Origin of the sequence: Archaeoglobus fulgidus DSM 4304 (genome assembly GCF_000008665.1) — an archaeon.
GTDB classification, from domain to species: Archaea; Halobacteriota; Archaeoglobi; order Archaeoglobales; family Archaeoglobaceae; genus Archaeoglobus; species Archaeoglobus fulgidus.
The window spans coordinates 1,401,597-1,425,054 of sequence record NC_000917.1 but is presented as its reverse complement, the minus strand read 5'-3'; the positions used below and the strand labels follow the sequence as shown (position 1 = coordinate 1,425,054).

The 23,458-nt window shown below is 45.2% G+C and carries 29 protein-coding genes and 1 pseudogene; 7 read left to right on the top strand and 23 right to left on the bottom strand.

Annotated elements, in window-relative coordinates:
• Positions 1–206: 206 nt before the first annotated feature.
• Positions 207–536, bottom strand: a complete 330-nt coding sequence (locus tag AF_RS07990; RefSeq protein ID WP_010879083.1) for a nucleotidyltransferase domain-containing protein — start codon at positions 534–536, stop codon at positions 207–209.
• Positions 533–871 carry a HEPN domain-containing protein gene (locus AF_RS07985; RefSeq protein WP_010879082.1) on the bottom strand — a complete coding sequence of 113 codons (339 nt, stop codon included), beginning with the start codon at positions 869–871 and terminating at the stop codon, positions 533–535. The genes AF_RS07990 and AF_RS07985 overlap by 4 nt, the downstream gene beginning before the upstream one ends.
• Before the next feature lie 294 nt (positions 872–1,165).
• Here AF_RS07985 and AF_RS07980 point away from each other — a divergent pair, with 294 nt between their 5' ends.
• Together AF_RS07980 and AF_RS12425 are read left to right on the top strand one after the other, a co-directional pair.
• Positions 1,166–1,588 carry a hypothetical protein gene (locus AF_RS07980; protein ID WP_158296891.1) on the top strand — a complete coding sequence of 141 codons (423 nt, stop codon included), beginning with the start codon at positions 1,166–1,168 and terminating at the stop codon, positions 1,586–1,588.
• 70 nt (positions 1,589–1,658) lie between these two features.
• On the top strand, positions 1,659–2,831 hold the full coding sequence (locus AF_RS12425; RefSeq protein ID WP_010879080.1) for an SPL family radical SAM protein: 1,173 nt from the start codon (positions 1,659–1,661) through the stop codon (positions 2,829–2,831).
• Between the two features lie 44 nt (positions 2,832–2,875).
• Here AF_RS12425 and AF_RS07970 read toward each other — a convergent pair whose 3' ends face one another.
• Positions 2,876–3,070, bottom strand: coding sequence for a hypothetical protein (locus AF_RS07970; RefSeq protein ID WP_048064419.1), 195 nt, complete (start codon positions 3,068–3,070; stop codon positions 2,876–2,878).
• Positions 3,071–3,117: 47 nt separating this feature from the next.
• Here AF_RS07970 and AF_RS13730 point away from each other — a divergent pair, with 47 nt between their 5' ends.
• A complete protein-coding gene (locus tag AF_RS13730; RefSeq protein ID WP_280097411.1) occupies positions 3,118–3,249 on the top strand; it encodes a hypothetical protein in 132 nt (43 codons plus the stop codon).
• Between the two features lie 10 nt (positions 3,250–3,259).
• On the opposite strand, the pseudogene AF_RS12720 reads toward AF_RS13730, so the two are convergent.
• A pseudogene (locus tag AF_RS12720) lies at positions 3,260–3,673 on the bottom strand (transposase); the annotation flags it as partial.
• A 15-nt stretch (positions 3,674–3,688) separates the two neighbouring features.
• A complete protein-coding gene (locus AF_RS07960) occupies positions 3,689–4,066 on the bottom strand; it encodes a cupin domain-containing protein (RefSeq protein ID WP_048064418.1) in 378 nt (125 codons plus the stop codon).
• Between the two features lie 43 nt (positions 4,067–4,109).
• Between AF_RS07960 and scpB the strand changes: the two genes are divergently transcribed.
• A complete protein-coding gene (gene scpB, locus AF_RS07955; RefSeq protein WP_010879077.1) occupies positions 4,110–4,610 on the top strand; it encodes an SMC-Scp complex subunit ScpB in 501 nt (166 codons plus the stop codon).
• A 290-nt stretch (positions 4,611–4,900) separates the two neighbouring features.
• Here scpB and AF_RS07950 read toward each other — a convergent pair whose 3' ends face one another.
• The 13 genes from AF_RS07950 to AF_RS07890 form a co-directional block, all read right to left on the bottom strand.
• Entirely contained in the window at positions 4,901–5,494 is a 594-nt protein-coding gene (locus AF_RS07950; RefSeq protein WP_010879076.1) for a hypothetical protein, read from the bottom strand.
• Positions 5,495–5,653: 159 nt separating this feature from the next.
• Positions 5,654–5,887 carry a hypothetical protein gene (locus AF_RS12910; protein ID WP_010879075.1) on the bottom strand — a complete coding sequence of 78 codons (234 nt, stop codon included), beginning with the start codon at positions 5,885–5,887 and terminating at the stop codon, positions 5,654–5,656.
• A gap of 4 nt (positions 5,888–5,891) precedes the next feature.
• The gene (locus AF_RS07945; protein WP_048064417.1) at positions 5,892–6,089 is read right to left on the bottom strand and encodes a hypothetical protein; all 198 of its coding nucleotides are present in this window, start codon (positions 6,087–6,089) and stop codon (positions 5,892–5,894) included.
• Positions 6,090–6,751: 662 nt separating this feature from the next.
• The gene (locus AF_RS07940) at positions 6,752–7,375 is read right to left on the bottom strand and encodes a hypothetical protein (protein ID WP_048064416.1); all 624 of its coding nucleotides are present in this window, start codon (positions 7,373–7,375) and stop codon (positions 6,752–6,754) included.
• 48 nt (positions 7,376–7,423) lie between these two features.
• A complete protein-coding gene (locus AF_RS07935) occupies positions 7,424–8,626 on the bottom strand; it encodes a hypothetical protein (RefSeq protein WP_010879071.1) in 1,203 nt (400 codons plus the stop codon).
• 77 nt (positions 8,627–8,703) lie between these two features.
• Positions 8,704–9,066, bottom strand: a complete 363-nt coding sequence (locus AF_RS07930; RefSeq protein WP_231487473.1) for a hypothetical protein — start codon at positions 9,064–9,066, stop codon at positions 8,704–8,706.
• A gap of 233 nt (positions 9,067–9,299) precedes the next feature.
• Positions 9,300–9,707, bottom strand: a complete 408-nt coding sequence (locus AF_RS07925; RefSeq protein WP_010879069.1) for a hypothetical protein — start codon at positions 9,705–9,707, stop codon at positions 9,300–9,302.
• A gap of 220 nt (positions 9,708–9,927) precedes the next feature.
• Positions 9,928–10,950: a zinc dependent phospholipase C family protein gene (locus AF_RS07915; protein ID WP_010879068.1), complete on the bottom strand. Its 1,023-nt coding sequence runs from the start codon at positions 10,948–10,950 to the stop codon at positions 9,928–9,930.
• 195 nt (positions 10,951–11,145) lie between these two features.
• Positions 11,146–11,733, bottom strand: coding sequence for a halocin C8-like domain-containing protein (locus AF_RS07910; RefSeq protein ID WP_148183473.1), 588 nt, complete (start codon positions 11,731–11,733; stop codon positions 11,146–11,148).
• 32 nt (positions 11,734–11,765) lie between these two features.
• Positions 11,766–12,425 (bottom strand): hypothetical protein, encoded by a 660-nt coding sequence (locus AF_RS07905; protein WP_148183471.1) that lies wholly within the window; start codon positions 12,423–12,425, stop codon positions 11,766–11,768.
• Positions 12,426–12,538: 113 nt separating this feature from the next.
• A complete protein-coding gene (locus AF_RS07900) occupies positions 12,539–13,579 on the bottom strand; it encodes a hypothetical protein (protein ID WP_148183469.1) in 1,041 nt (346 codons plus the stop codon).
• Between the two features lie 77 nt (positions 13,580–13,656).
• Entirely contained in the window at positions 13,657–14,544 is an 888-nt protein-coding gene (locus AF_RS07895; RefSeq protein WP_010879064.1) for a hypothetical protein, read from the bottom strand.
• A gap of 4 nt (positions 14,545–14,548) precedes the next feature.
• On the bottom strand, positions 14,549–15,313 hold the full coding sequence (locus AF_RS07890; RefSeq protein WP_231487470.1) for a DUF6345 domain-containing protein: 765 nt from the start codon (positions 15,311–15,313) through the stop codon (positions 14,549–14,551).
• A gap of 134 nt (positions 15,314–15,447) precedes the next feature.
• Here AF_RS07890 and AF_RS07885 point away from each other — a divergent pair, with 134 nt between their 5' ends.
• The 3 genes from AF_RS07885 to AF_RS07875 are packed head-to-tail and all read left to right on the top strand — an operon-like array spanning position 15,448 to position 17,202.
• Positions 15,448–15,669, top strand: coding sequence for a hypothetical protein (locus AF_RS07885; protein WP_048064413.1), 222 nt, complete (start codon positions 15,448–15,450; stop codon positions 15,667–15,669).
• 29 nt (positions 15,670–15,698) lie between these two features.
• A complete protein-coding gene (locus AF_RS07880) occupies positions 15,699–16,346 on the top strand; it encodes a winged helix-turn-helix transcriptional regulator (RefSeq protein ID WP_010879061.1) in 648 nt (215 codons plus the stop codon).
• Positions 16,347–16,368: 22 nt separating this feature from the next.
• Positions 16,369–17,202, top strand: coding sequence for an alpha/beta hydrolase (locus AF_RS07875; RefSeq protein WP_158296890.1), 834 nt, complete (start codon positions 16,369–16,371; stop codon positions 17,200–17,202).
• Positions 17,203–17,233: 31 nt separating this feature from the next.
• Here the strand turns inward: AF_RS07875 and AF_RS07870 are convergent, their stop codons facing one another.
• The 5 genes from AF_RS07870 to smc form a co-directional block, all read right to left on the bottom strand.
• The gene (locus AF_RS07870; protein WP_048064412.1) at positions 17,234–17,647 is read right to left on the bottom strand and encodes a hypothetical protein; all 414 of its coding nucleotides are present in this window, start codon (positions 17,645–17,647) and stop codon (positions 17,234–17,236) included.
• Positions 17,648–17,657: 10 nt separating this feature from the next.
• Positions 17,658–18,515, bottom strand: coding sequence for a sulfite exporter TauE/SafE family protein (locus AF_RS07865; RefSeq protein WP_010879058.1), 858 nt, complete (start codon positions 18,513–18,515; stop codon positions 17,658–17,660).
• Between the two features lie 138 nt (positions 18,516–18,653).
• Positions 18,654–19,058 carry a hypothetical protein gene (locus AF_RS07860; RefSeq protein WP_010879057.1) on the bottom strand — a complete coding sequence of 135 codons (405 nt, stop codon included), beginning with the start codon at positions 19,056–19,058 and terminating at the stop codon, positions 18,654–18,656.
• 222 nt (positions 19,059–19,280) lie between these two features.
• A complete protein-coding gene (locus AF_RS07855; protein WP_010879056.1) occupies positions 19,281–19,955 on the bottom strand; it encodes a segregation/condensation protein A in 675 nt (224 codons plus the stop codon).
• Positions 19,956–19,987: 32 nt separating this feature from the next.
• Positions 19,988–23,458, bottom strand: a complete 3,471-nt coding sequence (smc, locus tag AF_RS07850) for a chromosome segregation protein SMC (RefSeq protein ID WP_010879055.1) — start codon at positions 23,456–23,458, stop codon at positions 19,988–19,990.

Sequence of the window (23,458 nt, the reverse complement as noted above, 5' to 3'; positions counted from 1 at the left end):
AATTTTTGAGGTTAGTAAGATTCGGATTTCTGTTTTATATGTTGAGATTCCTGCAGGGTGTTTCTGGTTGGGTATGGATGGGAGTATTCGGCGGATATAAACGACTAACCGTCACATGTGACAGTGATTCGAAAGAACAAGCCGAAATGAGAATTTCAAAGGTGGTAAAACGCAGAGAAATAAGCCTTAAGGCACTTTGACCCCGGCTAAATCTCAATCATCGGTTCATAATACTTTCTCATCTCCCCAAATTTCTCCCTGTTGATTAGGTGAATGTTTATTCTGCTATCTTCCGTCAGAGACCTGACGATGCTGCAGTATTCTGCAAAATTGATTTTTTCCGGGACTTTTGATGAAACAATCAATATGTCAAGGTCAGAGCTAAGAGTGTGCTTTTTTCTTGCAAAACTACCAACTATAAAAACATCGCAATCATCAAAAATTCGTTTAGCTTTTTCTTTGATTTCCTTCGCTATCTCGTGGGCATTATCAAAAAATTTTTCATTCTCCTTCAGCTTTCGGTAGTATTCAATCATAGCAGGTCAATCACTTTTTTGGCGACAGATAGACTTTTCTCCGCAATTTCCTTGGAGTATTCAACGTCGAAGTATCTCGATGCTGTGTAGGCAAGTTCAATTTCCCTTAAAACGTCCAAGTTGTTCCTGTAAAATTCTTCCTGCTCTGCAATCTCAAACAGAATGCGAAGGTTGTGGGTCTTAGGTATTTCGCCAAATCTTCGGGCGATTAAATATTTTATGGCGAGTTGAACCGTCTGCTCGACGAAGAACATCGTGAAGTCGTATTCACCTTTATCGAAACTTTCAAGGGCTTTTGAGTAGAATCTAAGGGCTTTATTTTTTAAGAACTCCATAAAGGTAGATTTGAACTAAAATATAAAACACTTACGTCATTTTCTAACCTTCTATTCATCAGAGCCATTCGTGCTTCCACTCTCAAGGGGACTCTAAACAGTTTAAAATTCGTAAAGATTTACTGCGTCAAGCTCTGCAGATATTTCTGCTCCTGTCAGCATCTTTCTCAAATTCTGACCTTGCTGATCCGCCGAGTTGGTAGAAAAGGGTTTTATGGTGAAAGTGAGATTCGAGGTATGGTGAGATAGGGCAAAAATTTTTATGGTAAACTAAATATGGTGAGAAGAGGTGCAATGGTCCTACTAACCATGCTGATTCTTTACGCTGCCCCCAGCTTCGCCCTTTACGGACTTGCAGACTTTATGAGCTTTGTTTATGTTGGAGCGATTATGATAGTCGCCTTTGGCGTTTACATCATTTTAGGGCGGAGTAAGAAGCCCGGATTTAAGGAGATGCTTGCTGTAATGCTGATTTCCGCCTTAACAGCCATTTTCCTCGCCTATTTCTTTTCTGGAAGTGAAGTGATTGTTCCAAAGCTAAAAAGTCTTGGACTTTTTGCAGTTGTGGCCGCCATGCTTCTTGCTCTTGCGAGGGTTTTCAGGCTCGAAGCTGAGGCAGATTTCAGCTTAAGATTTTTCCTCAAGTGGATTCTGGTGGTGGCCATTACCTTCACGATTTTGAGTGTCTTTATGCTTTTCCTGAGGGGAGTTGTATGAGCGGTTAGCTGACGATAGCGGACCATTAGAATTATGTTCTGCGATTACATAAACATCTAAGAGTGGTAGCGTGAAGATAGTTGAAACAAGAGCTAAGTCCATAATAAGCAGGATGAGAGACGGATTCTTTTCCATGAGGTATCTGCCGTTCAGATTGACTGCAAACATTTATCGTGGCTGCTCTCATGGTTGCGTGTACTGCTATGCTGCCTGCACTCACTACTACATGCGTTCGAGTCCAAACCTTTTTTCAAAGGAGATTTATGTGAAAAAGAATGCTCCTGAGATTTTCGAGAAGGAGATAGCTAAGTATGAGCAAAGAAAAAGGAAGAGCGTTATTGTAATTGGTAACATTTCAGACACGTATCAGCCAGTTGAGACGAATTACAGATTAACCAGAAAATTGCTTGAAATATGTTACAAGCACGACTTTCCGTGTTTTATAGAAACAAAATCGCCCTTAATACTGAATGATATAGATATTATTGAGAAATTGGCTGAAAGAGAGCTTATAGGAGTTGGCATGACAGTCACCTCCTACGATAATGAGTTTACGAGACTCGTGGAGCCACTTGTTCCAAGAAGCAAGTTTGTGCGTTCCCCGATTAGGCAGAAAGAAAGAATTCTTACGTTGCAGAGGCTGTCTGAAATTGGAGTTGATACCTACCTCCACATAACTCCTTACTTTCCCTTCGTAACAGATGAAGACGTAGAGAGAATAATAAGGGACGCTGCTGAAGCAGGAGTTGGAAATGTAATAATGGCGCCCCTTGAGATATCTGGATTTATATGGAACAGACTCAAAAAGGTGTTTAAATCAAGCGAAAGGTATTCCTCTCTGATACCCCTATACGAAAAGAGGTATTTTGAAAGTGGACGAAAGCTTGGAGCAAGAATAACCACATCTGAAAAAGAGCACTATAAACTGGAGAAAAAAGTCTCTGAGCTGTGTAAAAAATATGGTATAGGTTACTGGGCATTCAACAATCCGCAGTTCAATACGGCGGTGATATCAGGTGCCTACAGGCTGCGATATCCTATTTTGCTTGACTACTGGAAACTTACACACGAAAAAGGCAGATTGAGGCTTAAAGACGCTTTGCAATTCGCCATGAACTTCCCTGTTGACAAAAAATACCTGTCAGCATTGCAGGAGTATTTTCTGAATGGAGAACTTTTCAAGGGCGTGTATGGCGTGAGAAAAATAGTTGAAAATTGTGAAGTTGTCTATGTTCCCGCTTAGTGAAAAAATGGGCTCTGGTTAGTCGTGGGGATATGGAGCTTTGTTCAAAGCATAGTTTTAATGTGTCCTGTATCAACAGCAATCATGGTTCGGAAAAGCAAGTTCCTGCCACTTCTGCTTGCTATAAAGCCTGCAATGGCCGACCCTGTGCTGAAGGTAATGCGGCAGAGTCTTGGAAGGGCCTTTCTTCCTGCTGTCTTTCTGATTACTGTCGGTGGGCTCTTTATCGACTCTTTCACTGAATCTATCTCACGTTCTGGCGCTGTTTCTTGTTTCCTTCATCCTGATGGCCCCCTACACTGCCTTCATTTTGAAGCTTGTGAAGAAATCAGACCTCAGAACCGCAACTCTGACGGGAATCGTTGCAGGCATTCTTTCAAATCCGGGGCTTTTTGCATACATGGGCCAGTGGATTTGACGTTTTATGATTTGGCGTGATGTGTTCTGAAATTATCGAGAACGATTATGTTCCCTTTATCAGGATTTTCCTCTCTTATCTTCCTGAGAAAAATATGAAGTCTTCAGCCTTATTGCTCTCGGGAAATTCTACCACGCTTTCTCCGTTTATGCTGTGAAACCCTGAAACCTTAGCTTTAGCCCTTTTAATGGGCTTTCCAAAGCTCCATAATCTTGCTGTATTTGCATTAGCTTCGACTGCCATCTCATCGATGAATTCTATTACGTCCAATTGACAAATTTCAGCCTCACTTAAGTTTCACACTGCGAAGAACAGAGCGCCGTCACGAAGTGACGTGCGTTTTAAACTCCTCTTCAGCACTCTCTGGCTTTCTGTAATCTTTTTGATAGGGTTTAGCGTACTTCATGCCAAATGTCGCAACAACCAAAAGAACACAATTTTACCGATCTAACGTTTCTAAATCACAAACATCACTGGGCTTAAACCCCTTAAACCTCTCAACAAGCCCACAACCTGACTCCTGTAGCTGAAAATAACTCAAAGGCTCACTTCCCATCACACCACCCGGTGGAGAGCATACAGTCAGGTAAATAGCCTTCTCTTTTCCAACATTCCTGACTTTATGAGGAATAGCTGAAGAATGAAGCATTGAATCTCTCCACCCCAGCTCGTAAACTAAACCCCTAACGTTGCACTCCAGCTTTCCATAAAGCACGACCGTTTTTGCCTTAACTGTGTGTCTGAACCCCTTACCTTCCACAACTTCTCCTACGCCCCCTTTGGATATGTGGTATCTCAAAACATCAGAGGCAAGCAAAAATCGAGCTAAGATTTAAAAATAAAAGAATTCCAATAGATTTATGGAACTGAAAAAAATCGTAGAGGCCATCCTCTTCTCCTCATCCGAACCTGTAGATGCTAGAGAGTTGAGAAAGATAACAGGAAAGGATAAGGTTGAGATTCTCAACGCAATTGGCGAGCTCATTAAAGATTATGAATCCCGTGACACGTCAATCGAGATAATAAAGGTTGGAGAGAAGTATTTGATGAGAGTTAAGCCTCAATATGCCGAATACGTTGAGAGGTTCACCGTCAGGGAGTTCGACAGGGGAACTCTCAGAACACTCGCAGTTATAGCGTTAAAGCAGCCCATAACTCTGGCCAAGGTGGCAAAAATCAGGGGAAACAAGTGCTACGAGCATGTGAAGAAGCTGCAGGAGAGAGGACTTGTTAAGGCGGAGAAGAAGGGGAGGTCCACGATTCTCACAACAACCGAGGAGTTTGCCACCTACTTCGGCCTGGATTCTGCAGAGCCTGAGAAGATTAAGGAGGCTTTGAAGGGCTACCTTGAGGCCGAATGATTTTGACTGGGCGCTGGTTTCTGCTTATGGCCTAAAGTATCTGAGATGAGATAGCAAAAATTAAGTTTTCAGCCAGTTTCGTTAACTCATGTCGAATTAAGGGTTCGTTGGGAGGGGACCGTTGGGGACTTGCCCGAGAGTGCCCGATGATAGCCCCCAACTGCTGCGGATACTTGTAAGTTAGGATAAGTAGGCAGAGGGGACTTAGAAGCTTCATCTATCAGGACGAGTGTGCCCAACCCACCGAAAACTTTACTGTTAAGCTCTCTAAACCTCAACTCACAGCTGTGTTAAAGTGAACTCCATGACATATCCAAGAACAACGGGAAGGGGGAGAAAAACAAGAAAGTCCTGACACGCTGGAAAACCAAGCAGAAAGCAGAGGGTATCAGAGCCAACTCAGAGTAAAGAATCGGAAACTCAACAAACCTGAACCAGCCTGCTCCACGAGGCGAAATTTCTGCACTCCCTCCTGTGGGAAGCAGGAAAAGAAAGGCCAGCCCTACTGAAATCAAGAACCAGAAGTAGAAGGCAAAAACCTCCTTCCCGCTGGCATCAATCCTTATCACCAAGGAGGTGGCAAAGACGTTCGCGGTTAGCACAAGGGTAAGCGGGAGCAGAGAGAGGAGGGACATTCCAAACTCCATGCTTTTGGTGTAAGCCAGAGCAACGCCGATGAGTGCGTTTAAAGCCAGCCCCAGAACAAAGATTCCTGCAATTACTGCTTCTCTAGAGAAAAAATCTCTAAATCTTAGCATCAAGGCTGGAACAACTGCAAGCAGCAAAATTAAGCCAGCAAAGGATATGGTGGGCGTGAATCTCAGCCCCAAGGCAATAAGGAGAGCTGCGATGAAAAATATTAGGAGGTTCAATTTATCTCTCATGCTCCACCTCCATTTCTAAGCTTTTGCATGCCGTAGAAAGTAACGTAAACCAGCGAAGAGATCGTGAAGAGCTGAGGCAGTTCAGATACGGGTCCCTTAGAATGGTAATTTTCGTTACCTGAAAGCCTTCTCCGAGCCTGTCAATTAGTGGAGCGAGTATTATCGTTGAAGCTGCAGCAGGAGTAGCAAAAACTGCGAATATGTTAGGTATCCAACAACGGGCAGCAGATCATAGCTGACCTTAAAGCCTGTCAGGGGTAGATACAATGCCGGGAGTGTTGCTGTCAGCAAAGGGGGGATGAGGTATCTCATTTTTCCCGGCGCTCTCCTTGTAAGGTTGTAAATGACGAGAGAGTAAATCCCGAAAGGAACTGAGATAATCAGGAATATCATGTAACTACCTGCTCCGAACTACGCTATATCCAACCAGAACGATGCCTGCCAGTATAACAGTCCCGAGACAGAAACCGCAGCCAATCTCAGCAGAGCTGCCTGTTATGTTGAAGTATAGAAGAAGAACCAAGCTGGCCAGCAAAGGGACAAGGATAAGCACTTTTCCTACCATCTCTATGGCCTTGACTGTTTCCTCTTTCATCCTCTCAACCGATATATGCTTTGATGTCACACTGCATATAAAAATATCGGTGTGGAAGCATTGCTCATGACTTAGGAATGGAAGCTCCTCCCATAAGATGCGCGCCAACAGTAGTGTGTAGTTCGAGATTGTAATAGCACAAGCGGGATGTCTTCGGCCAGAATCCAGACCTTCGGTCTCTCCAATCAAATTCCAAATCTGTCCCCGGGCTAAAATTCTGTTTTGGTGGTTATAGTAAGCCATGCGAATGCCCGTTTAATGCGACCCTGCCAGTCCACAATCGCTGCCGTCGAAGGTTTGTCATCGCAACAACCTTCCGATTCAGCTTTTTTAAACTGCTAATGGCGGCGAGGATTGGGAAAAGAAAAGGGAGCGATAGGCTGAGAACGGGCAGAGATTCTCCCAAGGATAGAGCGAGTATTGCCAATGGCCAGCTTCAATGACGCCACATCGCAAGCAAAGTGCATCAGGAGGATGACGAGGCCAGCAAAGACCATCTCGCCCATGTAGAGGTTCGGGAAGGCCAGAATTACGGTTAGAAAAGACAGCGTGTTCAAAAAGAGCAGGAGTTATATCCACTTCGCTCTCATCTCATCACCTCGAATTCTAAGCTTCCCTTCAGCGACTGTTGCCACCTCCTGCTAAATAAAAATCCCTAAACCTCACCCAAAAACGACCTCGCTCGCCCTGCTCAGGTCCTCCCGAATGAACCAGACCTCACAGCCATTTTTGCAAACAGCTATCTCGCACACTGGCCAGTCGGTGTGGAACACAACTTCCCTCAGCGGTTTCAGCTCACCATTTTCAAGCAGGTAAAGCGGTGTTACTGTGCTGTCAAACCCTATATCTCCCCACTCGAAGTCAACGCTGAGAGTGTAGCTACCTCCTATGCTGTAAAGGCCAAGAGCGTCGAGTTCTCTGAATACCTTTGTGGGATGCCTCGTGCTTATCGACTGCTCAACCGTTCCTGAGTTAATTCTCACCCTGCCAGTTGAGTCAACATCGACAAAATACACCCTTTTCCTTCCATCCACGCCGTTTCCGTTGAATTCAAGGTGGAGAAGGTGTATCTTGCCATCCTCAACCTTTAAGCGCAACCATTCGAGGTTGGCAGTCTCGTTTTGCACATTTGCAGCTTTAACAACAGCACTCCAGAAGTCGCTGAGCTTTGCGTTTTCCAAGTCCGTGTTTACCCTCAACTCCTCCTCAGGCCTCTTTAACAAATAAATGCCTGCAGCCACCAAGGCCAATGCTACTAAGATGACGAGGGCTTTTTTAACGTTCATTTTCAACACCTGTTTTAGATTCTACTCCATCAACACCATCATCTGCTCTCAGGAACCGTAAAACTCCACCTCGTAGGTCATTCTGTCGTTGTTCTTGTACCACCAGTAGTACCAAGGATAGCCTTTTCCGCTGATGTCCACAATGCTCAGGTAAGGAGTGGGATGCCTGTCGTCGCCCGACTGGTAGGGACTTATAGAGATGCTGAGGGAAACCTCTCCGATGTTCAAAACAGCCTGAGCTGTAAGATTCAGCTTGGTGTCGGAAGGATATGGTTTTTCAAAGTTTATCTCGCAACTTCCATTTTGCGGACCTGCAGCGTAACTGGGAGGGGTGGGGGGTGGGGTGTAGCTTCCAACGACCTGAGGTGTCGACAGGCCCCCTATCGCCCTAGGATAGAAGAACTCGTACTTCCAGTAAGCCTCGAATTCATCATCCCACACTGCATGTCTCTCATACAGGTATTCCACACCTCCCCAGACGATAGCCCTCTGTCCGTCAGAGACGTAATCACTTATCTCTCCTACATTTGAAATCGTCAGCTTTTTTCCGCCTGATCTCCACGCGGATGGTGGGCAAGCTGTATCTGGTTCGGAGGAAATGCAGGAGCTTCCCCAGCCCTCGACGTGCATGGCAGAAGGACGTACTCCTTCAAGACCGAAGGCCGTCTTAAGCCCGGGAATGCTGTTGATGTAAGCAAGCTTCACGTCAAGAACGCATGCATCTGGATTACTGGAGATTTTGCAGGTTCTGGACGTGCTTGGAGCTTCAGCCGGCCTTGCGGACTCTCCACTTTCAAACTCAGCCTTCACTTTTACCTCGGTGATGGGCTTCACGATGTCAGTCTGGATTATCCTGTTAAATCCGCCGGATTTAGATACCACCACAACCGCATACTCCGGAGAGTCGTATATCGGCATAACTTCTCCGTTCACATCTCTCGCTCCGACCTGCATTAACCTGATTGTGTCCTTAACAACCACACTCTCGCCGCACTTCACCTTCCCCCTGTAAATCACGTCGGTTTGATTCCACGCTTTTGTCGGATTAATGGGCGTGAAGAAGCGGTGGACTGCGATGAAGCAGATACCGTCTGCTTTTGGCGTTTCGACGCTTATTTTCACAATTCCGAGGGGTTTGCCTTCAAGCCAAGAGTTGAACAGGAGGAATAGTTCATAGGTTGCTGCCATCACTACAACTGCTATGCCCAACACAACCAAGAATGTCAGTGCCAGTAGCAATTTGCGACTCACCCTAACACCTCCTTAATACCAGACTCAATGACATGCTACCACCCATCAGAACTTTAAGGCTCACGCCTACACCTCCTCTAAGGCGTCCCCATGTGGGCTCCGTAGTAGGCATCACCGTATTTGAAGCAGTATGTGTAGCTACACTCACCAACTCCAGCCTGCTTTTCTGTCAGATAGCTGTGAACCTTGTTTCCGGTATCGATATCAAGCTCGTAGCTCCTGCTCTCCCCTGGAGCAAGCTTCCGCAAGTCCTCGAATATCTTCTTCAGCTCTGGAATCTCCCGAAAGTCCTCCTCGGTGATTTCGAAGTAGTTCTGGGGTGGTGAGGAAAGCCTCTTGACGTAGAAGGACATGGAGAGTCCCCATGTGGCCAGCATTATGTGCAGGAAGACCACTGGTAACAAAATCAGGATTAGAAGGATAACGTGTTTTTTCTTCATACCACACTCACCGCCATATTGCTGTGGCCGCACACATATGGCATGCTACCACCAAAAAAACAATACATCAACTGCTATATGTAATTTCTGACCATAGTTTGAGAATATAATAGCCTTAAAAATAAAAATTAAGCAGAGTGACCCAGACGTAAACAAGAATGAAAGTTGCTGGAGGGATTAGAGCAACATCCCAACACTACCAGCACCAAACAAGATTTAACACTGACAAAAGTCTAACTCTCACACGATACAGGAGCCGATATCCACTTGTTCCTTTCCACCTCAGTAACATTCACCACACTCCAACACCTTAGAGAGTCGTAATGGCCGAAATTCGTGTAAAATCTTTTCCCGAGGATGTCCACGTAATCGAATTCAAGGTAATACAGGCTGATATACAACCTGACGTAGCTGGCATTGGTGTAGTTTAGGAGGACTCTAACTGATTCATCATCTATTTTGTATTCGCTGAGATTTTCTATGCTCATCTTGGGGAACTCGACCCTGAACTCCATCCTGTACAGGGTTTCGTTCTTTCTTTCAGGCCAAAGTTTTTCGGATAGTGGCTTGTCCCCGGTTAACTTTATGTATGTTCGGTTGTTAATCTTTATAGTCTCGAAATTCTTTGGTGGGAGCTCCACAGAGCCCAGCTTTGCTGTTGGGATGATTACTGTTACGTTTTCGAACGGTTCTTCGCCTTAGGAGGAATATGTAACAGTCCTGAGGTGTATCTTTCTTTAACAGCAAAAGGGTCAAGAAGTCCAAAACCACCGTATACTATAAACATTGGTAAGAAAAAAATTCCAAAAAATATAAAAATAATAACTGCTAATGATATATACAGCGCCAAGTCGCCTTTTTTCATTTCTCGTCACCCTTTAAATTAATGAATTGGAAAATTTCTTCAGATCTCGCCATGTCCTGAAGAACTTCTTTGGCAATCCTGTCAGCCTTATATTTGTCAACCATCCTGAACTCGATTACCAGCCATCCATCTTCGAATTTTCTGTTTACCTTTATCGCTCCCGCTTTCTCTAATCTCTCAGCGTATTCCTTCATCCATTTTTTAATTTGCCCGTCACTGCTTTTAACCTTTTTAACTCCCATTATATACGTTCCCGCAGCATACGTTGACCTTGCGTTTGGGTGATTGGTCAAATAAATCGATTCCTCATAAGGATTGCAGTGAACGTCTGAAACATAATCGTCATAGTCGGAAACCGTCCCAAAAAGAAGAAGCGTTAAATAGGCTGTATTTCCTGATGGCGAGTTCCAAAATGCCAGCTCACCATAGTATTCCATTGCAAAGGTGTTGTAGGCATTGTTAAGGTCATTCTCATTGGGAGCCGAACCGTAAAGACTTCTCATTGTCTTGACAATGAGCTCCGTTGGAACTGCAAACCTCACGAAGTCCCAATCCCAGCCCTTTTCGTGAATAACTCTACCATTAACAAAAAATTCCGCCTCTATGTGGGTTAAGCCGTATTTTTTAGCAGCGTAGTTCGAGTAGCCTTCACCGTAAGCTTGGTCTTTCGGTAACCCGTCTCCATTTCCGTGAGCCACTCTGTCCTGCATTAAATGTGCAAGCCACCCTTTGGCAAATGCTTTCTCATCAGTTCCTTCCGCCAAGCTCAACATTTTATTTGCTATGTTCAGAGCATCATTTACATAATATCCATGAAACTTTGTACCCCACTCTGTCGAGATGATGTATCCAGCATCCGGAGCAATGGAACCAGACAAGTATTCCATTTTAAATCCTGTGTAAGGGTTCCCTGCCTCTGAAGACATTCTAACATGTGTTATTGTCCCCCAAGCAGATACTGGTACTATACTCTCCAACACCGCCAGCACCAAAACCAGACTTAACACTTTTTTCTGCATGCTATCCCCAAGGTTTTCTAACTTTTCTATAAAATAACGTATAGCCAATACACACACCAGCAGAGACGCTAACAGCCAGAATCCAATTGACTTCCCTTTCTACTACGTAACTTAAAATTGCCACTACAATAAAAGAAATCAGTGTATAAATAAAACAAAACAAATTAGATTTTTTAATCACTTTTCAACACCTCCTTAGCAGTAACCTATTTGAGTGCATACATATCCTGCACCGGAATCGCACCCGTATTCTCCAATTGCCCAACAGACTGCAGCCGCAATCGCAGCACAGGCAATCCCACCCACACCCGTTGTCAATCCCGCAAGTATACAAAGTGTAGCCATTCCTACACCACAACCCACTGCACACGCAACTTCAAATAGAACTTTGCAAGCTCCGCAAGCATCAATATCCATGGTTGTAGCTGCGGCATAACCCTCAACATTATACTCCCCCATCTCCCTCTCAACAACCCTGCTCAAATAGCTAAGCTCGTTCTTCGCCTTGTTCCAAACCCAGCTCGTCTCGTCACCCTTCCTTACCTCGTTCAGAACCTTGCCGAGCAACCTGTAGTGCTCCGCCAGATTCGTTTTGTTAGTGAAGAACACTATATCGGCGACGGGCTGAGCCTTGCTGTCCCTTGGACCTATATTCACCATTGTCATGAAAAGGTCGGTGCCGTTTACGGAGATAATCCTCGTCAGCACACTCACGTTGTACTGCTGCTTCTCAACTTGGTAGCTCAGCACGTAAGAGCTGTAGCTGAGTGTTCTGTTAAACATCTTCAAACCCCACAACAGCAAAATTCCACCCATCATGCTTTTTTATGAACTTTCAGTCCCAACCAGCTACCCAGCGTTAAAATACAAACAACAACGATGGTCAGCAGAAGGAAAGCTCTGAAAGTCCAGCAGACTGTTTCAATTATCGACTCTATTTCAGCAGACCTTGCCGCGATGTAGCCAGCAGTAGCCCCAACACCCATGGCGGGAGCGGAGAGGATAAAATGCTTGACTCGTCGAAAGTACCACTGGGGATTTGAAACTGACCTAACAAACTTTCCGCTTGTAACGTATTCCAGATTGAGAGCTCTTTGTGACAAAAACAGCGCAAACGTCAGAATGCCTGCTACTATACTTTTTAGCACGTCACCGAAAACGAAGCGATAAAAGCAAATGGTTGAACCAAATAACGTTATAGCAAACCTATATATCAAGAAAATTTTTGGAAAAGTTGGGAAATCGTTGAAAACTCTTTCCATTTCGGCTTCGTTGTAGAACCACTGGAGATACACCAAGAAAAAGAAACCAAACGCAAGACCATCCAGAATCTCTCCCCCCAATAAAAAAGTAATCGCTAAAGAGGTTACGAAAATACTGGCTTCTGAAACAACGTATTTTGTCACCTCAGTAGAACTCAGTTTGTATGTTACCCTTTTTTCCGCAAGTATTTCGAGGTCCCTCAGAATTTCCATCAACAGAACGTAAACGATCGAGAGAGCTAAACTCTCCAAGATCCCAAATTTTGCTACATACTGGAAAAAAATAAAGAGAGTTAACACACTCAGAATTTTCAGCAGTTTTTTCCTCAGCATACCGACTCACACGCTCCTGTGCATGCTGGAGCACATGCATACTTTTCACAGAAGTATGTCAGTGAGGTTAGTCCAAGTCTAGAAAGAAGTGCGCTACAGGCACCTGAGCACACTCCAGAGCAAAATCCGCCACATCCTGCAGAACATGGATCAAGGTTTCCAGTGCACCAGTAACTACATGCAGTCCCAGATGCTGCTCCCCAAGCAACTGAGCAAATAACACCACAAGCTAAAGCACCAACATTTGTGACGGAACAAATGATTAGACAAACTGTAGCCCCTGCCATACCTAAAATTAGGCTACATGCCGATGTACACTCATCATCGATTATCAGTGTCCATCCATATCCTTCGACATTATACTCCTCCAGCTCCATCTCAACAACCCTGCTCAGGTAGTTAAGCTCGTTCTTGGCTTTGTTCCAAACCCAGCTTGTATCGTCTCCTTTCCTTATCTCGTTAAGCACTTTGGCGAGGATTCTGTAGTGCTCTGCCAGAGTAGTTTTGGACTTGATCTCCACGATGTCGGCAAAGGGAGCAAACTTCTTATCGTCCTTGGGAGCAACGTTAATGGTTGTGACGAAGTAGTTCTCACCGTCGATTTCCATTATTCTCGTAATCAGGCTGAGGTTGTAAGTTGCGGTTTGTGCAAAGTAGCTGAGGAGCTTGAATTCGTGGCTGGTGGTTTCGTTGTAAACTTTAATCTCAAGCAACTTCAGCTCCTTGTTGTTTTTCGACAAGTTCAGTAGCTCCTTAATTTCCAGCTGGTAATCGAAAGCAAGACAGCTTCCGTCTGCGCAACTGAAGCTTCCTTCGAAGTTCTCAGCAAACCACTCGCTAAGGCTTTGATTGATTTCAGTGACGTTTAGAATCGTTTTTCCGTTTTTAGCCAGTTCCACTTCGACAACTCTCTTCAAGGTTATTTCGCATGCTCCGCAGCTGCACTTTTCTGCATCGCTCGCCGCCATCACTGGCACAACGCTGCTGCTCAGCATCACCAACACCAAAACCAGACTCAACACCTTTTTCAGCATGCTATCCACCATTAAAACAATACATCAATTGCTATATGTAGTTTCTGACCATAGTTTGAGAATATAAAAATTATAACTTAATTAGCACTAACAGCCACTATTCTCCCCTCCACAGTTCCTGAGTCTTTTATTCCTTCAAAATCAAGCTCATACTTTCCTTCAAACCAGTAGACTGGAAGAATACCGTCAGGAGTGATTGTGTACATCAGAGAAACATTCGTTAGTGTTAGTTTGGTAAAGGCGATGTTGCTTAAATACCAGTCGTCCGCTTTAAGGTCACCTTTAACCCTTTTTTCGAGCATTTCTGGAATCCTGTCAATTGGAATGAGTTCGTATTTTCCTTTAAGCTTTACACTTTTTAGCAGTATTCCTTCAATGCTTCTTATCCCCTTTTCATCGGATTTAACAAGCAAACCGACGTTAGATGATAAACCGTCAAAGTTTCTTGCGTAAAATACTCCTCCGTTCTTTTCGATTTTCTGATAGCTGTAGTTTAGAAGCCCATTTAAAATTGAAGCCTTTTCCAGACTTGAATTCTTGAAGAGAATTCTGAGATACCCAGTATTAGGGTAGTATTCAAAGCTAAGCTTTTCATCGTTGTAGAGGTACGCATGCGTAATTTCGTTGTAGTAGAGCTTATCCAAAGATGCTCCAAAAGATTTTGCGATAACCTTTATCTCCTCCGGCTTTTTATAAGTCTCGTAGGTGTAAACTTCCAATGATTTTGAAGGTGCATTTATCCCTAAACCACCACTCGCCAGTTCGATGGTAAACGGAAAGGGATTACTATCTCTGACCTCGATTACACTTCCGTTAGGCAGGTTGTAGTAGATTACTGGCCGGAGTATCGCAGTTTTTCCTGAATCGAACAATTTGAAAGTTTTCCCCGCTTCGAAGTTGCTGTTCTGGGTGAGCCACAGAGCGCAAATAGCCACAATTGCAGCGAGCGCAAGGTATTTTTTCATTTTTTCACCCCACCCACCCAGTAACGATTATCTTGCTTCCATCAACCGGCACACGTTCAAAGCTGTTTAAGTAGTCGTTATCAAGTACTTCAGAGTTTTCGGCTATAATTCTGGCCCTGTTATCATCATGCACGCCATCCGATTTAAGAAACGTACTAAAAAAGGCACTTTCGACCTTTTCTCTGGTATAACCACCTGTGCCTGTTAGTCGATATGCTAATTCTGGAAAGTCGGCATTACTGATGGTAGCAGTGCTTGCAAAGCCTAAAACCATATGAACACCTTGCAAAGTTTGAAGCCAGTCGTCTACATATTCGTCTCCCAGAACACTGCATTGGATTATGAAAGTCCACACGCTGTATCCAAATCCATCTGGGCTGGCATACCCAAGTCTAATATCATCTGGGAGTGCATATCCTCGGTCTGCAAAGCCTATTGCACTCTTTTTTGTTCCATCAGGATAGACCACAACAACTCCATGCCCTAAAACTAAGGATAGTTCTGTGTAATCGGCGTAGAAATTGTCATTACCTTTCTCCTCTTCCGTCCACATATAAGGTCCTACGTTCGGGTAGTCATTGAGGAAGTGTTGTACCCAAGTTGGTTCGCTCGATATTATCTCAACGAACTGGCTGACACTGTTGAACCAAACGTCCTCCGGGTCTTCTGAGAAGGCTACAGCTGCACCCACGTCATAAGCCAGTGTTTTCCCTGCTAAAGTGAATGCTGCTAAACAAACATATACCCACACCATTATCGAATGTTTCATGCTACCACCACCATTAAAACGATACATCAATTGCTATATGTAGTTTCTGACCATAGTTTGAGAATATTTAAGCAGAATTATATTCTAAATCTTTGGTCAGAAAAGTTATATATTAGCAAGCTGCAAATTAGGGTATGAGGTTGGTTTTGAGTCTGGGTTTGATTTTTGCACTCCTTCTCACGCACGCAGCAGCAGCGAAAGAAATTGGCATCAAAACCGTGAACGACTACATAAAGCAGGGAGAGTCGCACTGGTACACCTCCTACGTTACGTCACACACCTTTGACGTTTATCTGGTGTGGAACAACCCCTCCAACAGCCTGACTCTTACCGTTTACTCTCCCGATGGCAGCTGATGGTGTTCAGCGTTACTCCTTAGCGGTTTATGAGGGCTAAGCTTCTGCTAATTTTTCTCCTGCTAACCTATCCTGTTTCCGCCTTCAGCGACCAGCCAGTAAACATCAGCGACGAGAAACTGCAGAAGATTCTTGAGGAAGATGATGCCAACGAAATTCGCATCACATTCTGGGATTTGCCGCTTTGGATTAAGGTTCAGTACATTCTTGGCATTCTGGGCGGGTTGATAGCGGTCTGGAAGCTTTTGCCAGTTGTGATTGCAAAATTCAGGTCGTTTTTGAGCTCAAAGAGGTTGCAAATCCTCAACGCCGTGGCAGAGAATCCGGGGATGAGTATAACCGAGCTTGAGAGAGTTCTGGAGATGAACAGGAGCACCCTTCGCTACTACCTGAGGCAACTTGAAGGCGAGGGGCTCGTTAATACTGTCAGATATGGCGGAAGCAGATGCGTTTTTCCTGCGGATATGCCTTTCGAACCCTCTTATTCACTGAAGGGAAGAAAGAAAGACATTTTGGATCTGCTGAAAGAGAACGGGGGAATGACGGCAAAAGAAATTGCTGGAAGGCTCAATCTGAGTGTCAAGACGGTTCTTTACCACTTAAGCGAAATGGAGGAGCTTGGAATAATCATTAAAGACGGAAAAAAATATGGTTTACACTGCACCGACAAAATTTAAAATAAAAAACACAACAAATCTCATGAATCTCTTCTTTGAGTCTGGCGGTTTGAAAGTTGCGGCGCTACACTACGAGGGCAGAGAGAAGTGCGTAGTTATGGCGCACGGTTTTGGGGCGGTGAAGGAATCCCTCATTCCCTATGCGGAAAGATTCTCTGAGGATTTTGGAGTTCTGCTATTCGACTACCGCTTTTTCGGGGAGAGTGAAGGTTGGCCGAGACAGCTTATTGACATAAACACGCAGCTTGAAGACTGGAGGAATGCGATTGAATTCGCCAGAAGTCTCGGTTACGAAAAAATTGCTCTTTGGGGAACTTCCTTCAGCGGTGGACACGTTCTGACGATTGCCTCAGAAGTGGATGTGGATGCAGTCGTCTCTCAGGTCCCCTTCGTTGATGGTCTGGCTGTTGCAAGGGCAGCTGGGGTAAAGAACGTCTTAAGGCTGACTTTCTCAGGAATGGTGGACAAATTGCTCTCCTTCATCGGCAGAGTTAACTACGTTCCTATTTTCGCCCCTGAGGGAGGTTTTGCCTTCATGAGCTCTCGCGAGGCTGAGAAGTACCGCTACATCATTCCTGAAGGTGTGGAGTGGTTCAATGCTGTTCCCGCAAGAATCGCTCTAAGCATTGTGAGATACAGGCCAGTTGAGAGAGTGGAGCGGATTAGATGTCCCGTTCTGTATGTTGTTGCGGAGAGAGATGGGATTACTCCGGCAGAGGCTGCATTGAAGGCAGCGGAGATGACCAAAAACTCAGAAGTGCTGAGGGTTAATGGCGACCACTTCGACGTTTACCTCAGCCTTTTCGAGTTCTGCGTTGAGAGGGAGAGGGAGTTTTTGTTGAGGTCTCTTGACTGAGTGTGTTGTTGGATGCAAAACTTAAAAAAATTTAGTGCCCGGCCTGCAGGAGGCCGCTTGCTGCAAGCAGCAGTATTATTACCTCTGCGATGGCCAGAATTGTGTAAATTATGTCCTTCTTTTTCAGCAAAACCGGAATTATGGCCAGATAGCAGATTATTGTAATCATTGCAAGGAATGCGAGGGCAACGAAGTTCAGCACATCCCCGTAGGTAACGTAGTTAATCCATCCCCATCCAGTTGGAAGTCCAGTCTCTTCAAGGTAGTAGTGCGTGTCGTGAGTCCATAGCTCCGTCAGCTCCTCAGGCTTCACCAGAGACGGTAGCGTTCCTGAGACGTAGATGGCAAAGGTGATGGCCATAAATATTATTCCTATCAGCCCTCCGTAGTAGAGAATGTCTGCGTATATAATCTGCTCTTCCGGAACCTTTCTCCCTCTATCCATTTTAACCACCTCACGCCCAAATTCCAAGCCCCTTCAGCAAACTCCTGAGCCCGGCGAAAATTAGCACCGCTATAACTATCGACCTTATCATCTTTGGACTCGCCTTTGCAAGAACTCTGACACCAACGTAGGAACCGAGCATTATTCCGAGGCAGGAGGGGATCGTAATCAGCGGAATTACACTTCCGTTGTTTAGATAAACCCATGCGGCAGAGGTGTCGGTTATGGAAAGGAGAAACTTACTTGTGCCTGCTGCAATTTTAAGCGGAGTGCCCATGAAGAGGTTGAGAACTGGAACGTTGGCCCATCCCGCTCCGAGACCGAACATACCGGCAATAATACCGATGAAAGCGAATAGAATCATTGAAGGAATGGTTCTGTGCACTTTCCACTCTATCTCCTTACCCATGGACTCCTCGTAGTAGATTCCGTAGATTCCGAGCATCTGCGATATCTTATCGGCCTTTTCAACCTTTGGAAACTCCACTCTTTTGCTCGTAACCATCACGAAGGAGATGAAGAGAATCGTAATTCCCAGAAGGGTTTGGGTTATGTTTGTTGGCAACGCCAGTCCTATGAGAGCACCGATAATGGAGCACGTGGAGGCAATCAGTGCGAGTGGCATAGCAAGGCGGAGGTTTGCAAGCCCCCTTTTGAGCAATCCCGGTCCTGCAGCTAAGGCTCCAGTTAATGCTACGAATAGCCCCGCTCCCCTGACGTAATCGAGATGAAAGGGGAAAAAGCCGCTTACCAGTGGTACGAACAGCACACCTCCACCCACTCCTGCCATCACTGCCAGTATCCCCAAGAAGAAGGTAAAGACGAACAGTATTACGGGCCAGACCCACCAAGCTGCCGTTTCGAGCATATTACCAAACCTCCACTATTTATCGCGCACATCACAGCTTCCACGCTGGTTTACACCTATCTATTGAAATCTATATAACTTTTACTAAAAAATATGTAACGATATTATATGAACATAATCGAAGCGGCTAAGGTATGATTAGTTAATAGAAATTATTAAAGATTCGTTTTTCACAGTAACGTCGCTTCTGATGTTCATTGCTATAAGGAAGGCCGAAATGTAGCTCTCCAGATGTTCGGGGTTGACCTTCAAAGGCCTAGTTGAGTAGTATTTCGAACTCTGGGAATCCATTTTAACGGCGCCCCTGAGTTCAAGGGCCCACAGGAGGTCGTGAAGAGTTAGCCCCCTGTCTTTGAAGCTCTTTCCCACCACCTTACCTGCCTTTTTAAAGAGTTCGGAATCGGGCAGAGCAAAATCGCCACCCCTCAAAGTTTTTAGCAGGTAGTAAACGCTTACGGCAGTCATCAAAAGGATAACGACTAGGTAAGCTGAAAAGGCAATAAAAAAGACGTTCTCGAAGCTAAGCATCCCGACGGACATCATAAGACACCGTAGCCAATTACTTACTTAAAACTTACTAAAACTTATTAAATGATATTAAATGTTAATACGAAATCACAAAAGGAAGTTTCCTCTACGAATCCCTGATTTTAAAATATCAGCCAGAGCGCAGTCGGGAAAACACAAATTGCCTTTTTAAAGCATGCCTTTAATTCTGCGAGTTATTAAAACAATTTTGAAGCACAACAATCAACACCATAGCCATCAAAACTTCTGAATTTCGACATCCCCATAAAACTCCTCTTGCCTGATTTCCACCTTCTTTCTGAAGGCCAGGTGCAAGACGGAAACGTAATAGTCCACGAGGGTTGGCACATCCCACGATTTAACGAGAGAGAAAAGCGTTACCGTATCCTTTTTCCTCAAAGCTTCAAAAACCTCTCTCTCAACTCTCGCAATCATCTCCTCAAGGCTTTCCTCGTGTGGAACCCTTAAGGCTGCATCTATCCCAACTTCCTCCTGTCTCTCCCTCCTCCTTCTCCTCCTTCTCCTTCTCTCAACCTCCTCTGCCCTCCTGAGCTCGTCTATCAGGTCTTTAAGTGTCGTAATCTTCCTTACCCTTCTCCTCATGGAGGTGAGAGCTTCAAGGATAACCTCGTCAAGCTCCTCCTCGTCAACCTCCTCAGGAAACTCAAGGGGCTCATCCAGAAAGTAGAAAGAGTCGTAGTCGTACATTTCAAGCTCTTCCTCCTCATCTCCACCCAAAGCCTCAAGTGTTATTGCTTCGGCCTTCATCCTGACGAGGATTGCAGCGTAAAGCAAAACTCTTCCTGAAACTCTCAAATCAAGCTTTTTGGCATCCTCTATCCTTTTCAGAAATCTGTCCGTAACGTCAACTACGTCGATGTTCCAGGGGTCTATCTCACCCCTCTTGGCCATCTCAATGAGAATCTCAATGGGGTCCTCAAAGCTCAGGTTTTCAGCTTGATTCCAGTCACCTGCGATACGTTATCCCTCCCCAGTGTTATTCCAACAATCGCATCGGCCTGCTCAAGCATCGGCTTTCTGAGCGAGACCACAATGAACTGAGCATCCTTCGACCTCTTCTTTATCATCTTCGCCACTCTTCCGACGTTCACACCGTCAAGGAACATGTCAACCTCGTCGAAGGCATAGAAGGGGGCTGGCTTGTACATCTGGATGGCAAAGATTAAAGCAAGGGCAACAAGGCTCTTCTCCCCACCGCTCATGGACTCAAGTTTTTGCACGGGCTTGTTGTTGGGCTTAACTTTGATGTAAAGCCCGCTGTTGAAAGGATCATCGCTGTCGAGGTAAAGTTCTCCCTCCCCGTTGGCCAACTCCCTTATAATTTCTGCAAAGTTCCTGTTTATTGCGGTGAAGACCTCAAAAAATATTTCCCTCTTCATTCTCTCGTATTTCTCAATTCTGTCCAGAATATCAGCTCTCTCCTTCTCCAGAACCATCTTTTTCTCAACAAGCTCATCTCTCCTCGCCTTTACCTCCTCGTACTCCTGAATAGCCTTTAAGTTAACATCGCCAAATGTTGAAAGTTCTACCAACACCTCATCAAGAACCTTCTCAACTTTTTCAAGCGGTGGGAGGTTTTCGGGAACCTCGACCTCGCCAATTTCTGCAATCTCAGATTCCGCAATCTCAAGCCTCTCCTTCTGGAGCTTTATCCTCTCCTCAAGCCTGTCTATCTCAGCCTCGATTTTCCTCTTCTCTTCCTCAGCATTTCTCAACTGCTTTATTAACTCATCTCTCTCCTTTCTCAGGCCTTTAAGCTCCTTTCCAAGCTCCCTCTCCTCTTTCCTGAGCTCTTCGAGCTCGGAGTTAATCTCCTCCACTCTGGCCTTCCCCTCTTCAATCGTCCTCCGAATTTCGTCTATCCTGTCCTTTATCTCATCCAGATACACCTGCTTTTCCTGCATGCTGCTTTCAAGCTGCTCTCTCTTGAATTCAAGGCTCTCAATCTTCTTTTCGATGGAAATGAGAATTTCCCTGTTTCTCTGGTGCTCCTCCTTAATTTTATCAAGCTCTTCCACGATTTTCGGCACCTCGCTGCCCCTGAGCATCCTCTCAATTTCCTCAATTTCCGCCTCAAGTTCTCCAATCGCTTCCTCCATCTCCGCCAGCTTTGAGTTGTAATCCTTCAGGGAGCTTATGTAATTCTCCTTCTCTCTGCTTTTCTGCGAAATCTTCTCCCTCAGCTCCTCAATTCTTCCACTCTCCGTTCTTATTTTCTCGTCGAGCAGACTTATTCTGTTTCTCAGCTCGCTGATCATTCCCGTAAGCCTGTCCACCTCGTCCTTGTACTGCTTCCTCAGGCTTTCAGCCCTGTTAAGCTCCGCAAAAAGGCCCTCCTTCTCCCGCTGAAGCTCGTAAATTTTATCGGAAAGCATTCTTTCCTTCTCCAAGAGCTCTCTTGAAACGAGAATGCCCCTCTTTTCAGCGCTTCCACCGGTCATAAGACCGGACTTCTCAACAATATCCCCGTCCAGAGTCACGAACCTGAAGCCCCTGTCCATCAGCCTTTTTGCAGTCTCAATCCTGTCAACAACAACCGTGTCCCTCAAAATAAACCTGAAGACAGGCTGGAACTTCTTATCGCACCTTACGAGATTAACGGCGAAGTCTATAACTCCGTCCTCCTTCAGAATCGACTTGTCAAGGCTCAGCTTGAAGCTCTTTATCCTTCTGAGAGGTATGAAGGTAGCCCTCCCCCCTCTTACCGCCTTTAGGAAGTTTATAGCTGAAACGGCATCATCTTCAGTCTCAACAACGACGAACTGCAGAGCATTTCCAGCAGCGGCCTCAATTGCAGCTACGTACTCCTCATCCACTTCGCCAAGCTGTGCAACCGTCCCAAAGATTCCGGGGAGCTCTCTTCTGTTTCTCGCATCGAGGAGAATTTCAACCGGCTTTGAGTACGTTCTCAGCGTGGAGAGCGTCGCCTTCACCTTTGCAAGCTCAAGCTCGGCCTTTTTCAACTCATCCTCGACATCGGAAATCTTGGCCCTTATGTCAAAAAGCTTTTTGTCAGCTGAAGAGAGCATCTTTTTGGCGCTCATCAGCTCCTCTTCTTGCTTCCAGACCTCCTCCTGTTTGGCCTTCTTCTCGGTCTCAAACTCCTTTAGCTTGGACTCAATAGATGCAATCTCGTTTTTGATGTCCTCAACGTCCATGTCTATCCTTCTGAGCAGCTCGATGAGCTTGTCCCTTTCCCTTAAAATCTCACCTCTCCTCTCCTTGTACATTTCGAGCTCCTCTTTTCTGCTTACAAGCCTGTCTCTCAGCTCTCTGTGCTTTTTGTCAACCTCCTCCAGCCTTTGCCTCAGCAGCTCCATTTTAGCGGCAAGCTCATCAACGATCTCTCCGACCTGAATCCTTTTTATCGCGTATTCCTCCAGCTCTCCATCCAAGCTCTCCATTTCTTCCTTTATTTTGGATATTTCCGAAATTATCTTTACAGACTCCTCCTCAAGCCTTTTGGCCTCATCAAGGTAGAATCTTTCCGCTCTCCTGAGAGATTCAAGCTCCGAGCTTAGTTCGAGAATTCTCGATTGAATTTCGGCAGACCTCTCGTCTCCAAGCTCTGAGATTTTAGCGGCAAGCTCGTTGATTTTCTCATTGAGCTCAGCAATCCTCGCGTTGATTTCCGGTATCTTGCTTGTCAGCTCATCCTTTTGCCTTTCAAGCCTTTCAAGCTCTCTTTCGACTTTTTCTTTGCTTTTGACGGCTGTCAGGTAGTTGTGAGCCCTCAAATAGCCTTCGTACTCTTCCTTTTTGCTCAGAATCTCCTTGTATCTTATAGCCTCATTCCTGTCCCTTTCCAGAGTTTGAAGTCTGTCGTTGACTTCGGCAATAACAGCTTCAAGCTTCTCTATGCTCTCCCTAACTCTCTCAAGCTCTTCCAGCGCTTTCTCCTTCTTTTCGTCGAATTCTGAGATACCGGCAACGTCGTCTATTATCTTTCTCCTCTGGAATGGGGACATTTCGATTATTCTCGTCACGTCTCCCTGCATCACCACGTTGTAAGCGTCGCTGTATATCCCGAACTGTGATAAAAAGCTGTGAATTTCCGAGAGGCTAACACTCTTGCCGTTGAGGTAGTAGTAGCTGTAGTAGCCCTTCTCCGTAATTTTCACCTTCCTCGCTATCTCGTACTTCTTTCCATTCTCGGAGAAGAGGATTGCAACCTCCGCCTCGCTCCTTCCGTTGTGGACGAGGTCTGTTAGCCTCTCGGCTCTCAGCTGCTTTGTTGAGGTGGATAGGCCAAGGCAGAAAAGAATGGAGTCGATGATGTTTGACTTACCACTACCATTGGGCCCGGTGATAACGGTAAATCCCTTGAAAAAAGGAATTTCAGCTTTTTTGCCGAAGGATTTAAAGTTTTTCAGCCGTATTTTCTCGATGTGCAT

Bases quoted from the DNA above. Each gene is read 5' to 3' on its own strand.
- AF_RS07915 (WP_010879068.1), bottom strand. From the start codon at position 10,950: ATGCAGAAAAAAGTGTTAAGTCTGGTTTTGGTGCTGGCGGTGTTGGAG.
- AF_RS07875 (WP_158296890.1), top strand. From the start codon at position 16,369: ATGAATCTCTTCTTTGAGTCTGGCGGTTTGAAAGTTGCGGCGCTACAC.
- AF_RS12910 (WP_010879075.1), bottom strand. From the start codon at position 5,887: ATGATATTCCTGATTATCTCAGTTCCTTTCGGGATTTACTCTCTCGTC.
- smc (WP_010879055.1), bottom strand. From the start codon at position 23,458: ATGCACATCGAGAAAATACGGCTGAAAAACTTTAAATCCTTCGGCAAA.
- AF_RS07885 (WP_048064413.1), top strand. From the start codon at position 15,448: ATGAGGTTGGTTTTGAGTCTGGGTTTGATTTTTGCACTCCTTCTCACG.
- AF_RS13730 (WP_280097411.1), top strand. From the start codon at position 3,118: ATGGCCCCCTACACTGCCTTCATTTTGAAGCTTGTGAAGAAATCAGAC.
- AF_RS07990 (WP_010879083.1), bottom strand. From the start codon at position 536: ATGATTGAATACTACCGAAAGCTGAAGGAGAATGAAAAATTTTTTGAT.
- AF_RS07870 (WP_048064412.1), bottom strand. From the start codon at position 17,647: ATGGATAGAGGGAGAAAGGTTCCGGAAGAGCAGATTATATACGCAGAC.
- AF_RS07930 (WP_231487473.1), bottom strand. From the start codon at position 9,066: ATGAAGAAAAAACACGTTATCCTTCTAATCCTGATTTTGTTACCAGTG.
- AF_RS07860 (WP_010879057.1), bottom strand. From the start codon at position 19,058: ATGATGTCCGTCGGGATGCTTAGCTTCGAGAACGTCTTTTTTATTGCC.
- AF_RS07940 (WP_048064416.1), bottom strand. From the start codon at position 7,375: ATGAACGTTAAAAAAGCCCTCGTCATCTTAGTAGCATTGGCCTTGGTG.
- AF_RS07905 (WP_148183471.1), bottom strand. From the start codon at position 12,425: ATGGAAATTCTGAGGGACCTCGAAATACTTGCGGAAAAAAGGGTAACA.
- scpB (WP_010879077.1), top strand. From the start codon at position 4,110: ATGGAACTGAAAAAAATCGTAGAGGCCATCCTCTTCTCCTCATCCGAA.
- AF_RS07985 (WP_010879082.1), bottom strand. From the start codon at position 871: ATGGAGTTCTTAAAAAATAAAGCCCTTAGATTCTACTCAAAAGCCCTT.
- AF_RS07950 (WP_010879076.1), bottom strand. From the start codon at position 5,494: ATGAGAGATAAATTGAACCTCCTAATATTTTTCATCGCAGCTCTCCTT.
- AF_RS07980 (WP_158296891.1), top strand. From the start codon at position 1,166: ATGGTCCTACTAACCATGCTGATTCTTTACGCTGCCCCCAGCTTCGCC.
- AF_RS07945 (WP_048064417.1), bottom strand. From the start codon at position 6,089: ATGAAAGAGGAAACAGTCAAGGCCATAGAGATGGTAGGAAAAGTGCTT.
- AF_RS07855 (WP_010879056.1), bottom strand. From the start codon at position 19,955: ATGGCCAAGAGGGGTGAGATAGACCCCTGGAACATCGACGTAGTTGAC.
- AF_RS07890 (WP_231487470.1), bottom strand. From the start codon at position 15,313: ATGAAACATTCGATAATGGTGTGGGTATATGTTTGTTTAGCAGCATTC.
- AF_RS07895 (WP_010879064.1), bottom strand. From the start codon at position 14,544: ATGAAAAAATACCTTGCGCTCGCTGCAATTGTGGCTATTTGCGCTCTG.
- AF_RS07880 (WP_010879061.1), top strand. From the start codon at position 15,699: ATGAGGGCTAAGCTTCTGCTAATTTTTCTCCTGCTAACCTATCCTGTT.
- AF_RS07900 (WP_148183469.1), bottom strand. From the start codon at position 13,579: ATGCTGAAAAAGGTGTTGAGTCTGGTTTTGGTGTTGGTGATGCTGAGC.
- AF_RS07865 (WP_010879058.1), bottom strand. From the start codon at position 18,515: ATGCTCGAAACGGCAGCTTGGTGGGTCTGGCCCGTAATACTGTTCGTC.
- AF_RS07910 (WP_148183473.1), bottom strand. From the start codon at position 11,733: ATGTTTAACAGAACACTCAGCTACAGCTCTTACGTGCTGAGCTACCAA.